10 protein-coding genes are annotated in these 14,087 nt (G+C 67.5%); 9 read left to right on the top strand and 1 reads right to left on the bottom strand.

Annotated features, from left to right (window positions below):
• The first annotated feature begins 2 nt into the window (after positions 1–2).
• From wecB to BLT98_RS00875, 9 genes are read left to right on the top strand one after another with little or no spacing between them, the layout of a single operon-like run.
• Positions 3–1,163 (top strand): non-hydrolyzing UDP-N-acetylglucosamine 2-epimerase, encoded by a 1,161-nt coding sequence (gene wecB, locus BLT98_RS00915; protein ID WP_092604853.1) that lies wholly within the window; start codon positions 3–5, stop codon positions 1,161–1,163.
• The gene (locus BLT98_RS00910) at positions 1,160–2,017 is read left to right on the top strand and encodes an XrtA system polysaccharide deacetylase (RefSeq protein WP_092604852.1); all 858 of its coding nucleotides are present in this window, start codon (positions 1,160–1,162) and stop codon (positions 2,015–2,017) included. Before wecB ends, BLT98_RS00910 begins: the two co-directional genes overlap by 4 nt.
• Positions 2,017–3,108 (top strand): FemAB family XrtA/PEP-CTERM system-associated protein, encoded by a 1,092-nt coding sequence (locus tag BLT98_RS00905; RefSeq protein ID WP_092606722.1) that lies wholly within the window; start codon positions 2,017–2,019, stop codon positions 3,106–3,108. Before BLT98_RS00910 ends, BLT98_RS00905 begins: the two co-directional genes overlap by 1 nt.
• 15 nt (positions 3,109–3,123) lie before the next feature.
• A complete protein-coding gene (locus tag BLT98_RS00900; RefSeq protein ID WP_244517337.1) occupies positions 3,124–4,419 on the top strand; it encodes a TIGR03087 family PEP-CTERM/XrtA system glycosyltransferase in 1,296 nt (431 codons plus the stop codon).
• A complete protein-coding gene (gene xrtA / locus BLT98_RS00895; protein ID WP_092604851.1) occupies positions 4,416–5,990 on the top strand; it encodes an exosortase A in 1,575 nt (524 codons plus the stop codon). The genes BLT98_RS00900 and xrtA overlap by 4 nt, the downstream gene beginning before the upstream one ends.
• The gene (locus BLT98_RS00890; RefSeq protein ID WP_092604850.1) at positions 5,980–7,182 is read left to right on the top strand and encodes a TIGR03088 family PEP-CTERM/XrtA system glycosyltransferase; all 1,203 of its coding nucleotides are present in this window, start codon (positions 5,980–5,982) and stop codon (positions 7,180–7,182) included. Before xrtA ends, BLT98_RS00890 begins: the two co-directional genes overlap by 11 nt.
• A 10-nt stretch (positions 7,183–7,192) precedes the next feature.
• Positions 7,193–9,154, top strand: coding sequence for an XrtA/PEP-CTERM system amidotransferase (locus BLT98_RS00885; RefSeq protein ID WP_244517336.1), 1,962 nt, complete (start codon positions 7,193–7,195; stop codon positions 9,152–9,154).
• Positions 9,155–9,157: 3 nt separating this feature from the next.
• Complete coding sequence (locus BLT98_RS00880; RefSeq protein ID WP_092604849.1) at positions 9,158–10,396, top strand: TIGR04063 family PEP-CTERM/XrtA system glycosyltransferase; 1,239 nt, start codon at positions 9,158–9,160, stop codon at positions 10,394–10,396.
• A complete protein-coding gene (locus tag BLT98_RS00875; protein ID WP_092604848.1) occupies positions 10,393–12,828 on the top strand; it encodes a glycosyltransferase in 2,436 nt (811 codons plus the stop codon). The genes BLT98_RS00880 and BLT98_RS00875 overlap by 4 nt, the downstream gene beginning before the upstream one ends.
• A 159-nt stretch (positions 12,829–12,987) precedes the next feature.
• Here the strand turns inward: BLT98_RS00875 and BLT98_RS00870 are convergent, their stop codons facing one another.
• Entirely contained in the window at positions 12,988–14,085 is a 1,098-nt protein-coding gene (locus tag BLT98_RS00870; RefSeq protein WP_211614774.1) for a serine hydrolase domain-containing protein, read from the bottom strand.
• Positions 14,086–14,087 lie beyond the last annotated feature (2 nt).

Below are 14,087 nucleotides of genomic sequence, written 5' to 3'. Positions count from 1 at the left end.
GCATGTCCGAACCGTCTCTTGTGTCCGCCGCGCCGGCGCACCTGCTGTGCGTGGTGGCCGCGCGCCCCAACCTGATGAAGATGGCGCCCATCCTGGCGGCCCTGGCCCGCCAGGCGCCTGCCGTGCGCGTGACCTTGCTGCATACGGGCCAGCACTACGACACGGCCATGAATGGGCAGCTGTTTATCGACCTGGACCTGCGCCCGCCCGACATCAGCCTCGACGTCGGCTCCGGCAACCACGCGCAGCAGACGGCCGAGATCATGCGCCGCTTCGACGCCGTGCTCGATGCGCAGCCGCCGCTGGCGCCCGATGCCGTGCTGGTGGTGGGCGACGTCAATTCCACCCTGGCGTGCGCGCTGGTGGCGGCCAAGCGCGGCACGCCCGTGATCCATGTCGAGGCGGGATTGCGCAGCGGCGACCGGCGCATGCCCGAGGAAATCAACCGCGTGCTGACGGACCAGTTGTCAAGCCTGCTGCTGACCAGCGAGGAAGGCGCGCGCGCCAACCTGCTGCGCGAAGGTATCGCCCCCGAACGCATCCATTTTGCGGGCAACGTCATGATCGACAGCCTGCGGCAGCAACTGCCGCGCGCGGTCAAGCCCGCCGCCACCCTGCGCGCCCACGGCCACGCCTGCCCGCCCGCGTATGGGCTGCTGACACTGCACCGGCCGTCGAACGTGGATGAGCCGCAGCAACTGGAAGCGCTGCTGCAGGCGCTGGGGCAGCTGTCAACCCGGCTGCCGCTGCTGTTCCCCATCCACCCGCGCACCCTGGCCGGCTTGCGCCTGGCGGGCCTGGAGCCGCTGCTGGCGCGGCAGGCCATCATCTGCCTGCCGCCGCTGGGCTACCTGGAAATGCTGGGCCTGATGCAAGGGGCGCGCCTGGTGCTGACGGATTCGGGCGGCGTCCAGGAAGAAAGCACGGCCCTGGGCGTGCCCTGCCTGACCCTGCGCGCCAATACGGAGCGGCCCGTCACTGTCAGCGATGGCACGAACACCCTGGCAGGCACGCAGCCGGCCGCCATCCTGGCGCTGGCGCGCAGCATCCTGGACACGGGCGGCAAGCGCGGCCGCATTCCGCCCCTGTGGGATGGCCACGCGGCCGAGCGCATCGCCGCCGTCATCGCGCCCTGGCTGGTGGCGCGCCGGGGCACGCCATGACGCCGCCTTCAGCTGTGATATTGCGCAACGCGCTGACCATCGACGTGGAAGACTATTTCCAGGTTTCCGCCTTCGCGCCGCACATCGCGCGCGCCGACTGGCCCCGCATGGAATGCCGGGTCGAGTCGAATATCGAGCGCATCCTGCTGCTGCTGGACGCGCGGCGCATCCACGCCACCTTTTTTACCCTGGGCTGGATCGCCGAGCGCTATCCGGCCATGCTGCGCCGCGTGGCCGCCGCCGGGCACGAAGTGGCCAGCCACGGCTATGCCCACCTGCGCGCCTGCGACCAGTCGGCCGCGCAGTTCGCCGAGGATGTGCGCCACAGCAAGACTATCCTCGAGCAATTGACGGGGCTGGCAGTGCATGGCTACCGGGCGCCCAGCTTTTCCATCGGCGCGGCCAACCTGTGGGCCTTCGACGTGCTGCAGGCAGCGGGCTACCGCTACAGTTCCAGCATCTACCCGATCCGCCACGACCATTACGGCATGCCCGATGCTCCCCGCTTCGCCTGGCGCCCGCGCGGGCCGCTGGGCATGCTGGAACTGCCCGTCAGCACCGTGCGCCTGCGCGGGCGCAACCTGCCGGCCGGCGGCGGCGGCTACTTTCGATTGATGCCATATGCACTGTCGCGCTGGCTTTTGCGACGCATCAATTCGCGCGACGGGCAAGCTGGCATATTCTATTTTCATCCTTGGGAACTCGATCCCGGCCAGCCGCGCCCGACGGGCCTGAGTGCCAGGACGCGCTTTCGCCACTACCTGAACCTGGGGCGCATGGAAGCGCGGCTGGAACGCCTGACGCGCGATTTCGCCTGGGACCGCATGGACCGTATTTTTCTGGAAAGCACATGATGCACGAGGCCAGCCTTGCCCCCGACCCGGTACAGTCCAGCACCGCCATCGCCGTGCGCTCCCTGCAGGGGCACGAACATGGGCGCTGGGATGCCTTTGTCGACACGTGCCCGGAAGCGACCTTCTTTCACCGCGCCGGCTGGCAAACCATCATGCAGCAAGGTTTTAACCACGACAGCTATTTTTTGTACGCGGAACAGGACGGGCGCATCGCCGCCGTGCTGCCGCTGGCCCATCTGCGCAGCCGTTTGTTCGGCTCCTCGCTCGTCTCGCTGCCGTTTTGCGTGTACGGCGGCATCGCCGGCGGCAGCGCGGCCGTGCGCCGGGCCCTCGACAGCGCCGCGCAGGCGCTGGCCCGGCGCCTCGGCGTGGGGCAACTGGAATACCGCTGGCGCGAGGTGGAGCAAAACGCGTCGGAAAATGCGGACTCTTCCTGGCTGCAGAAACCCCTGTACGCGACCTTCCGCCGCCCCCTGCATGCCGACGCCGAACAGAACCTGCTGGCCATTCCACGCAAGCAGCGCGCCGTCGTGCGCAAGGCCATGACGGGCGGGCTGCACAGCGCCATCGACTATGACCTCAACCGTTTCTACCCGGTCTACGCGGCCAGCGTGCACCGGCTGGGCACGCCCGTCTTCGCGCGCCGCCATTTTGCCCTGCTGCGCACGGTGTTTGGCAGCGATTGCGAGGTCCTCACCGTGTACCACGGCCAGCAGGCGCAAGCCAGCGTGCTGCTGTTCTATTTCCGCGATGAAGTGTTGCCCTATTACGGCGGCGGCAGCGTGCTGGCGCGCAGCACGGGTGCCAACGACTTCATGTACTGGGAGGCGATGCGCCGCGCCAGCGCGCGTGGCTACCGCCTGTTCGATTTCGGCCGCAGCAAGCTGGGCACCGGAGCATACGATTTCAAGAAGAACTGGGGTTTTACGCCGCAGCCGCTGCCGTATGCCTACAAGCTCGTGCGCGCGAAGTCCTTGCCGGACGTCAATCCCCTGAATCCGAAATACGCGCTATTCATCCGCGCCTGGCGCCGCCTGCCGCTGCCGCTGGCCAACCTGCTGGGACCGCACATCGTGCGGCAACTGGGCTAAGCGACGGGACCCGCCATGCGTGAACTCTTATTCCTCGCCCACCGCCTGCCGTATCCGCCCAACAAGGGCGACAAGATACGTTCGTGGCACATGCTGCAATACCTGAGCCGGCATTTCCGCGTGCACCTGGGCTGCTTCATCGACGATGAAGACGACTGGCAGCATGCGAAAACCGTGGCCGCCCTGTGCGCGAGCACGCGCTTCATCGCCTTACGGCGCGGCACGGCCCGCTGGCGCGCCATGCAGGCACTGCTGTCGCGCCAGGCCATGAGCGTGCAGTACTACCGCGATGCGCGCCTGCTGCAATGGGTCGATGGATTGCTGTCGGGCGGCAAGGTGCGCCACGCGCTGGCCTTTTCCGGGCCCATGGCGCAATACATCGACGGCAGCGCGGGCCGCGCCCTGCACCGCGTGATCGATTTCGTCGATGTCGATTCCGACAAATGGCGCCAGTACGGCGACAGCAAGCCCTGGCCCATGTCGCAGCTGTACCGGCGCGAAGCGCATCTGCTGCTGCAGTACGAGCGCCATATCGCCCAGCAATTCACGGCCGCCAGCTTCGTCTCGGCGGCCGAAGCGGCCCTGTTCCGCCAATGCGCACCGATGGCGCGGCGCAAGACTGGATACGTCAATAACGGTGTCGACACGGCGTATTTCACGCCCATGCCGGCCCAGACTGGCGTGTATCCACCAGGGGTGCAGGTGCTGGTGTTTACGGGCGCCATGGATTACTGGCCGAACGTCGACGCCGTGCAATGGTTCGTGCGCCACGTCTGGCCCGCCCTGCGGCGCCAGTTCCCCCAGTTGCAGTTCTATATCGTCGGCAGCGCGCCCGTGCCCGCCGTGACGGCGCTGGCAAAGGTAGCTGGCGTGGTGGTGACGGGCAAGGTGCCCGACATCCGGCCCTACCTGGCCGGCGCAGCCTTGGCCGTGGCCCCCCTGCGCATTGCCCGCGGCGTGCAAAACAAGGTGCTGGAAGCGATGGCGATGGGCAAGATCGTGCTGGCCACGCCGCAGGCGCTCGAAGGCATCGCCGCCCAGCCGGGCCTGGAACTGCTGCTGGCGCGCGACGATGCCGAATTCATCCACCATGCCGCGCGCGTGCTGCGCCATGCCCAGGATGGCGCGGCCGAAGGCAGCGGCGTGGCCATCGGCGCGGCGGCGCGCCAACTGGTGTTACAGGATTACGACTGGGAACGCAACCTGCGCGGCCTGGGCGCCATGCTGGGTGTATCGGCCGAGGCCGGTACGGATACGCCTGCCAGCGGTGCCGCCGCGCCTTTGCTACCCGTGCGGGAGCCATCCACATGAGTCTGCAACTCGACCAGCTGGCCCGCTTGCCGGATGCGGCCGTCTGGCCGCACGGCCAGGACCGGCAGCAAGCGTTGATGCTCCTGCTGCTGGCCCTGGCCGCCGTCGTGCTGCTGTACCACGCCACCTTCTGGTCGATGGTGGAACTGTGGTCCCGCTCGCAAACCTTCGCGCACGGCTTCCTGATCGTGCCCATCAGTTGCTGGCTGGCCTGGCGCCAGCGCGCCCGCCTGGCCGCGCTGGCGCCCCAGCCGTCGCGGCAGGGCTTGCTGCTGCTGGGCGCGCTGGGCCTGGCCTGGTTGCTGGCCGATGCCGCCAACGTGCCCGTGGTGGAACAGTATGCGGCCACCGCCATGCTGCCCGCCTGCGTGCTGGCCATCCTCGGCTGGCCGGCCGTGCGCCTGCTGGCGTTTCCACTCGCGTATCTGTTCCTCGCCGTGCCGTTTGGCGAAGTTTTCCTCGACCCCCTGATCGACTTCACGGCCGCCTTTACCGTCACCGCGCTGCAATGGACGGGCGTGCCCGTGTTTCGCGATGGCAGCAGTTTTTCATTGCCCACAGGGAACTGGTCAGTGGTGGAAGCGTGCAGCGGCTTGCGCTACCTGATCGCCGCGCTGGCCCTGGGCGCCCTGTTCGCGCATGTCAACTTCCGCAGCACGCGGCGGCGCCTGGCCGTCATGGCCGCCGCGCTGCTCGTGCCCATCCTCGCCAATGGCGTGCGCGCCTACCTGATCGTGATGCTGGGCCACCTGAGCAACATGCGCCTGGCCGTGGGCGTCGACCACCTGATCTATGGCTGGCTGTTCTTCGGCCTGGTGGCGTTGCTGCTGTTCTGGCTGGCCGCGCGCTGGCGCGAATTGCCGCTGGCGCGCGCCGTGCCGCCAGCCCGGCCCGGCGCCAACATCGCTGCGGCCAGCCCGCGCGCCGCCGTGCGCGCCAGCATCGCCTGCCTGCTGCTGGCGGCGCTGTGGCCGGCATTGGCGCTGGCCAGCCACCGCGACGACAATGCCAGGCTGCCCGCCATCGTGCTGGCCTTGCCCGATCCGCCCGCATGGCGCCGCCTGCACGCTGCGGCAGCGCCGTGGCAGGCGCCATATGCGGGCGCGCCCGCGCTGTTTGCCGCCACGTATGCGCGCCAGGACGGCGACGGCGCGCCCGTGGGGCTGCAATTGCACTGGTATGCGCGCCAGGCGCGCGATGCCGAACTGCTGACGCATCAATCCTCGCCATACGGCGCGCGCTGGACGCCATTGGCGCAGCGCGTGCAGCACGTCAACCTGGCCAGCGGTTCCATGGGCGTGCGCGAAAGCGTGCTGGCCCACGGCGGCGAGCGCCTGCTGGTGTGGCGCGTGTACCGCCAGGGCGGCATGATGACGGCCAGACCGGTGCTGGTAAAACTGCTGCTGGCGCAAGCCAAGCTGCTGGGCAGGCGCCAGGATGGTGCCGACATCATCGTCTTTGCCGTCTACGACGAGCTGGCGCCGCCACCGCGCGCGCACCTGCAAGCCTTCTTGCTGGCAGCCTTGCCCGTCATCGAACAACGCTTGCAGGAGTTGCCGCATGGCCCTTGACCTCGTTAGCGGCGGCACGCAGGCGGCCAGCGCCGCCCCCCTGATCGTGCACGTGATCCACCAGCTCGACGTGGGCGGGCTGGAAAACGGCCTCGTCAACCTGATCAACTATTTACCGCCGGAACGCTACCGGCACGCCATCGTCTGCATGAAGAATGCCACCGCGTTTCGCCAGCGCCTGACCACCCCCGGGGTCGACGTCATCAGCCTGGACAAGCGCGAAGGCAAGGACTGGCGCCATTACCTGCACCTGTACCGCGTGCTGAAACAGCTGCGCCCGGCACTCGTGCACACGCGCAACCTGGGCTGCCTCGAAGCGCAATTGCTGGCCTGCCTGGCCGGCGTGCGCCTGCGCGTGCATGGCGAACACGGGCGCGACATGAGCGACTTGCACGGCACCCGCCGCAAATACCGGCTGCTGCGCAAATGCATGCTGCCGCTGGTGCAGCACTTCATCGCCGTCAGCGCCGACCTGGGGCAATGGCTGGTCGATGCCATCGGCGCGGCGCCCGCGCAGGTGTCGCACATCGGCAATGGCGTCGACAGCGTGCAATTCCATCCGCGCCTGGGCCCGCCGGCTGCCGTAGGCCCGCCCGGCTTCCTGTGCAATGGCGCCTTCGTCATCGGCAGCGTGGGCCGCATGGCGGCCGTCAAGGATCACGCCTCGCTGGTGCACGCCTTCATGCTGTTGCTGGCGCAGCCGGGCGCCCGCGCGCGCCTGCGCCTGATCATCGTCGGCGACGGACCGTGCCGCCAGGCTTGCCTGGATCTGCTGCAGCAGGCCGGCGTGGCCCATCTTGCCTGGCTGCCCGGCGCGCGCGACGACGTGGCGCAGCTGCTGCGCGCCATGGACCTGTTCGTGCTGCCATCTCTGGCCGAAGGCAGCTCGAACACCATCCTCGAAGCGATGGCGACGGGGCTGCCCATCGTCGCCACGCAAGTGGGCGGCAATGCGGAACTGGTGCAGTCGGGCTGGAGCGGCACCCTGGTGCCGCCCGGGTCGCCCGAGATGCTGGCCGACGCCATGCTCGACTATTACAGCATGCCCGAACTGGGCCCGCGCCACGGCGCGCGCGGGCGGCGCCAGGTGCTGGCCGAGCACAGCCTGCCCGCCATGGCCTGCGCCTACCTGGCCGTGTACGACCGCCTGACGGGCGCGCGCCAGCCCTCCCCCCTGTCCACCATTCCCTGAAAGGCCTCCCATGTGCGGCATCAGCGGCATCTTTGATTTGCAGGGCCAGCGCGACATCGACGTGCTGCTGCTGGCGCGCATGAACCACAGCCTGCGCCACCGGGGGCCGGACGAAGGGGGCTTGCACCGCGAGCCGGGACTGGGCCTGGCGCACCGGCGCCTGTCCGTGATCGACCTGGCCAGCGGCCAGCAGCCGCTGTTCAACGCCGACCGCAGCATCGCCATCGTCTTCAATGGCGAAATCTATAACTATCGCAGCCTGATGGCGGAACTGCGCCAGTTCGGCCACCCCTTCCGCACCAGCAGCGACACGGAAGTCATCGTCCACGCCTGGGAGCAATGGGGCGAGCAATGCGTGCAGCGCCTGCGCGGCATGTTCGCCTTCGCCCTGTGGGACCGCCGCCGCCACCTGCTGTTCCTGGCGCGCGACCGCCTGGGCGTCAAACCCCTGTATTACGGCGAGGCGCAGGACGGCACCCTGCTGTTCGGCTCCGAACTGAAAGCCCTGCTCGCGCATCCGGCCATGCCGCGCGCGCTCGACCCGCTGGCCGTGGAAGAGTATTTCGCGTACGGCTACGTGCCCGAACCGCGCAGCATCTTCCAGCACGCGCGCAAGCTGCCGCCCGGGCATACGCTGTCAATTCGCGCCGGCCAGCCGCTGCCCGCGCCGCAATCGTACTGGGACATCCCGTTCACGCCGAATCCGCCCGCCAGCGAGGCGCAGGCGGCCGACGAATTGCTGGCACGCCTGCGCGAAGCCGTGCGCATCCGCATGGTGGCCGAAGTACCGCTGGGGGCCTTCCTGTCCGGCGGCGTCGATTCGAGCGCCGTGGTGGCGCTGATGGCCGGAGCCAGCAGCACGCCCGTCAACACCTGCTCCATCTCGTTCGGCGACCCGGCGTACAACGAAGCGCGCTACGCCGACCTGGTGGCGCGCCGCTACGCCACGGCGCACCATGCGCGCCAGGTCGAGCAGGACGACTTCGAGCTGATCGACCTGCTGGCCAATTTATACGACGAACCGTTCGCCGACAGTTCCGCCATGCCCACCTACCGCGTCTGCCAGCTGGCGCGCCAGCGGGTCACGGTGGCCCTGTCGGGCGATGGCGGCGATGAAAGCCTGGCCGGCTACCGCCGCTACCGCCTGCACACGCGCGAGGAAAAAGTGCGCAAGGCGATGGACCCGCTGCTGCCGGCCGGCTTGCGCCAGTCGCTGTTCGGCACCCTCGGGCGGTGGTACCCGAAGGCCGACTGGGCGCCCCGCTTCCTGCGCGCCAAGACCACCTTCGAAGGCCTGGCACGCGACACGACGGATGCGTATTTTCACGGCGTCAGCCTGCTGGGCGACGCCATGCGCGCGCGCCTGTTCAGCCCCGAGCTGCGGCGCAGCCTGCACGGCTACCGCGCCGTGGAAGTGCTGCGCCGCCACGCGCTGACCAGTCCCGCGCAGGATCCGCTGTCGCAGGTGCAGTACCTGGACTTGAAAACCTACCTGCCCGGCGACATCCTGACGAAGGTCGACCGGGCCAGCATGGCGCATGCGCTGGAAGTGCGCTCGCCCCTGCTCGACCATGAACTGGTGGCGTGGATGTCCGGCCTGCCGCCGCAGTTCAAGCTGCGGCGCGGCGAAGGCAAGTACCTGCTGAAAAAAGCCCTGCGCCCGCTGCTGCCCGACAGCCTGCTGTACCGCCAGAAGATGGGCTTTTCAGTGCCGCTGGCCGACTGGCTGCGCGGCCCGTTGCGCCAGCGCCTGCACCAACGGCTGCTCGGTCCCACCCTGGCGCAATGCGGCCTGTTCGACATGGACTACGTGCGCCTGCTGCTGGAACAGCACGCGAGCGGGCGGCGCGACTACAGCGCGCCCCTGTGGGCGCTGCTGATGTTCGAAGCGTTCCTGCGCCAGGTTGCAACGGGGTCAGACCCAACGGATCGGACCCCAGCCGTCCCTGTAGCCACCGCCGTCCCAGGTTAATCCATGCGCATCCTGCACATCCTCGACCACTCGCTGCCCCTGCACAGCGGCTACACCTTCCGCACGCTGGCCATCCTGCGGCAGCAGCGTGCGCTGGGCTGGCACACCATGCAGCTCACCAGTGCCAAGCAGGGACCGTCCGAAGGCGCGCAGCAGCTGGTCGACGGCTGGCATTTCTACCGCACGGCGCCCGATGCGCGCTGGTGGGCGCGCCTGCCCGTGCTGCGGCAAGCGGCCGTCATCATCGGCCTGGCCGTGCGCCTGCGCCGGCTGGCGCAGCGGATCAAGCCCGACATCCTGCATGCGCATTCGCCGGCCCTGAACGCCATCGCGGCCCTCAACGCGGGCCGCGCGCTGGGCATCCCCGTCGTGTATGAAGTGCGCGCTTTCTGGGAAGACGCGGCAGCCGACCATGGCAGCAGCCGGCCCGGCGGCCTGCGCTACCGGCTCACGCGCGCGCTGGAAACCTACGCGCTGCGCCGCGCCGATGCCGTCACCACCATCTGCGACGGCTTGCGGCGCGAGCTGTGCGCGCGCGGCGTGCCCGCGCATAAAATCACCGTGATTCCGAACGCCGTCGAGGCGGGCGCCTTCAGCGTCACGGCGTCCGGCGACCTGTGGCTGGCGCATAAACTGGGCCTGCATGGCCATCTGGTCCTCGGCTTCATCGGCTCGTTCTATGCCTACGAAGGACTTGCCCTGCTGCTGCGCGCCATGCCGCGCCTGCTGGCGGCGCAGCCGGCATTGCGGCTGCTGCTGGCCGGCGGCGGGCCGCAGGAAGCGGCGCTGCAGGCGCTGACGGCGCAACTGGGCATAGCCCACGCGGTGGTCTTTGCGGGCAGAGTACCGCATGCGCAGGTAGCCGCCTATTATCAGCTGGTCGACATCTGCGTGTATCCGCGCCTGCCCATGCGCCTGACGGAGCTGGTGACGCCCTTGAAACCGCTCGAAGCGATGGCCCAGGGCCGCCTGGTGGTGGCGTCCGACGTGGGCGGCCACCGCGAACTGGTCGAGCATGGCAAGACGGGCATGCTGTTTCGCGCCGGCGACGCCGAGGCGCTGGCGCAAGCCATACTGGCTTTGCTGCTGGCGCCCGCCAGCTGGCCCGCGCTGCGGCGCCATGCGCGCGATTTCGTCGAGACGGAGCGCAGCTGGGACGCCAGCGTGGGCCGCTATGCGCCCGTGTATGCGCGCGTGGCGGCGGCCCGCATGGCGGTGAATGCGGCCGGAGTCATGCCATGATCTTCACGGGCCTGCGCATCGCGCTGGTCGGCCCGCTGCCGCCGCCGGCCGGCGGCATGGCGAATCAGACGGCGCAACTGGCGCGCAAGCTGCGCGACGATGGCGCGCAAGTGCAGCTGCTGGCCGTCAACGGCCCCGTGCTGCCGCCCTGGCTGGCGCGCATCCGCTACCTGCGCGCCGCGCTGCGCCTGCCCGTGCACCTGTGGCGGCTGTGGCGCGCCGCCAATACGGTCGATCTGTTCCACATCATGGCCAATTCCGGCTGGTCCTGGCATCTGCAAGCGGCGCCCGCGCTGTGGATCGCCAGCCTGAAAGGCAAGCCTGCCCTGCTCAATTACCGGGGCGGCGAAGCGGCCGCCTTTTTCGCCCGCTGGCCGCGCCTGGTGGCGTTCAGCCTGCGCCGCGCCAGCGCCATCGTCGTGCCCTCGGCCTACCTGGCCGGCATCTTCGAGCAATATGGCCATACGGCCCACATCGTGCCGAACGTGGTGGACTTGCAGCGCTTTGCGCCGGCTGCGCCACGTGCGCCGTCCAGGGACGGCCCGTCCATCCTCGTGGCGCGGCACCTGGAAAGCCTGTACGACAACGCCAGCGCCGTGCGCGCCTTCGCCATCGTGCGCGAGGCTTTTCCCGCGGCGCGCCTGGTGCTGGCCGGCGGCGGGCCGCAGCGCGCGGCGCTGGCGCGTCTGGCCAGCTCCCTCGGCGTGAAGGATGCCGTGCGCTTCGCCGGCCACGTCGACAATGCCGCCATGCCCGCGCTGTACCAAGCTTGCGACATCGTCCTCAATCCCAGCCTGGCCGACAACATGCCCAATTCCGTGCTCGAAGCGCTGGCCTGCGGCGTGCCCGTCGTCAGCACCAACGTGGGCGGCATCCCTGCCCTGCTGCAGGATGGCGTGACGGCGCTGCTGGTGCCGCCCGGCGAGGCGCCGGCCATGGCGCAAGCCATCCTGGCGCTGCTGCGCGACCCGCCGCGCGCGCGGCAGCAAGTGCAGGCGGGCCTGGCGCACGCCGCCACCTTCAGCTGGCCCGGCATCGCGCCCAGGCTGGCCGCGCACTACCGCCGCATCCGCGCCGCACCGCGCCCCGGCGCCTACACGCGCTGCGTCGCCCGCTGGCTGTTTCCCCTGCATGAATGGTGCAAGGGCCACCACAGCGCGCGCCTGCTGCGCCGCCTGGAACGCTCGCAGTGGTGGAGCGCGCAGCAGCTGGAAGCGTGGCAGCTGGCGCGCCTGCGCGCGCTGCTGCGCCACGCGGCCGATCACGTGCCGCATTACCGGGCGCTGTTCGCCCGCAGCGGTTTCGATCCCGGCCAAGTCAGGCAACTGAGCGACCTGTCGCGCCTGCCGCTGCTGCGCAAGGGCGATATCGCCGCCGCGCGCGACAGCTTCAAGTCGGCCCGCGCCGTGGGCTTGCGGCCATTCGCCACGGGCGGCTCCAGCGGCGAGCCGCTGCAGTTTTTCCTGGGACGGCGCAGGGTCAGCCACGACATCGCCGCCAAGTGGCGCGCCACGCGCTGGTGGGGCGTCGACATCGGCGACCGTGAAGCCGTGTTGTGGGGTTCGCCCATCGAGCTGCATGCGCAAGACCGCGTGCGCCGCCTGCGCGACGCACTGCTGCGCACCACCCTGCTGCCCGCGTTTGCCATGTCGCCCGCGCGCCTCGATGGCTATGTCAGGCAGTTGCGCCGCTGGCGTCCGCGCATGCTGTTCGGCTATCCGTCGGCCCTGTGCCGCATCGCCAGCCACGCCAGCGCGCGCGACCTGCCGCTCGACGGCCTCGGCGTGAAAGTGGCGTTCGTCACGGCCGAACGCCTGTACGACGAGCAGCGCGCGCAGATCGCCGCCGCCTTCGCCTGCCCCGTGGCCAACGGCTACGGCGGGCGCGACGCGGGCTTCATCGCCCACGAATGCCCGGAAGGCGGCATGCACATCACGGCCGAAGACATCATCGTGGAAATCCTTGATGGCAATGGCCAGCCGCTGCCGCCAGGGGCCACGGGCCAGATCGTCGTCACCCACCTGGCCACGCAGGATTACCCGTTCATCCGCTACGCCACGGGCGACGTGGGCGCGCTGGGCACGCAGCCGTGCGCCTGCGGCCGCGGTCTGCCCCTGCTGCAGAGAATCGAAGGACGCAGCACGGATTTCCTCACGGCGGCCGATGGCACCGTCATGCACGGCCTGGCCCTCGTCTACATCGTGCGCGAACTGCCGCAAGTGCGCAGCTTCAAGATCATCCAGGAAAGCCTGCTGCGCACGCGCGTGCTGCTGGTCTGCCTGCCGCGCCTGGATGACGCCACCCGCGCCGCCATCGTTACCGGCTTCCAGGCCAGGCTGGGCGCGCAAGTGGACGTCATTATCGAGGAAGTCGACGAGATTGCGGCGGAGGCGTCAGGCAAGTACCGCTATGTGCTCAGCAAAGTCGCCTAGCCAGGCGGCCTGCAGCGACGCAGGAGCGACATTTGCCGGATACGCGTGCGCCTGGAACGCTGTTGCCGCGCACGCGGCCTGGCACGTTTTAATCTGGCGGGCCGTGCTTGCAAATCCACGCCAGGCGACTTGCGAAACAGCCGTTCGAGCTGGCCCCGGCTATCGTAAAAGATTGCTATTCATTACTATTTCTCTTATTTTTATTTCAAAATAGTAATGGAGGCCGCTATCCTCGCTATATTGATTTTCCAGCACAACCACATCGACGTCTTTTTCAGGAAAATACACTTTAATCGATGCAAAGCCCAGGCCTTTTCCCGAGTGGCCTATATATTTGACGGGCGTTGTATCGCTCACATAAACGCCGTAGCCATAACCATTTTTCCCATCGCCGAAAGCGACATGCTGGCTGGATATATTATAACGCGTCATCAACTGATAGGTTTCCGGTTTTAACAATCTGCCCCGATGCAGATTTTCATCCCAGATCGTCAAATCTTTTGCATTTGAAACAATGCCGCCGGCCGGGATGAAGCCGATCCAGTTTTTTCCCTGCACGGGATGCGCCTTCAGCGCGAATACATTTTCCGTGTTCACATATCCATTGATGACGTCATTGTTTTTATCTTCCTCATAGCAAAAACTGTTCTTCATTCCCAGTTCCTTGAACAAGTCATTTGCTGCCTCGATATACGTTTTGCCGCTGACTTTTTCAAAAATTTGACCCAGCATGGCATACGTTGTCACGCCATACAGAAAATCCGTTCCCGGCTTGAAGCTCAGCGGCTGGTCGATTTCAGTGATTCCCGCCGAAAAATTGAGCAATTGATGCACCGTCACCTGATCGGCCCAGGCTTGCGGCAAATCGGGCAGATATCGTCTTACAGGACTGTGCAAGTCTATCTTGCCTTTTTCAACTTCCCTTAAAATCAATACAGCCGTCATTTGCTTGCTGTTCGACATGATCCTGAAATTATCGTCCAGCCTTAACGGTATCTTGTTCTCAAAATCCGCATAGCCATGGGCTTTCGAGTATTTTGTTTTTCCATTTTTCGTGATGAGAATGACGCCATTAAAACTTCTTGGACTGGTCGCCTGTACCAGCTTGTCAATCCTGGCGGAGTAATCATCGGCCTTTTCCGCATGGGCATGATCGCCAGCTTGGGCATGCACGAAAGCGGATGCCATCAGCAAGAAAGAAAACGCCACTGTTTTTAATGGCAGCAGCGTCTTGTTGTCCGTATCGGGATTTTTCATTG

Source organism: Janthinobacterium sp. YR213, from assembly GCF_900099875.1.
Lineage (GTDB): Bacteria > Pseudomonadota > Gammaproteobacteria > Burkholderiales > Burkholderiaceae_D > Janthinobacterium > Janthinobacterium lividum.
Note: the sequence above shows the minus strand (reverse complement) of the source record. Positions and strands in the feature narration are given on the sequence as shown.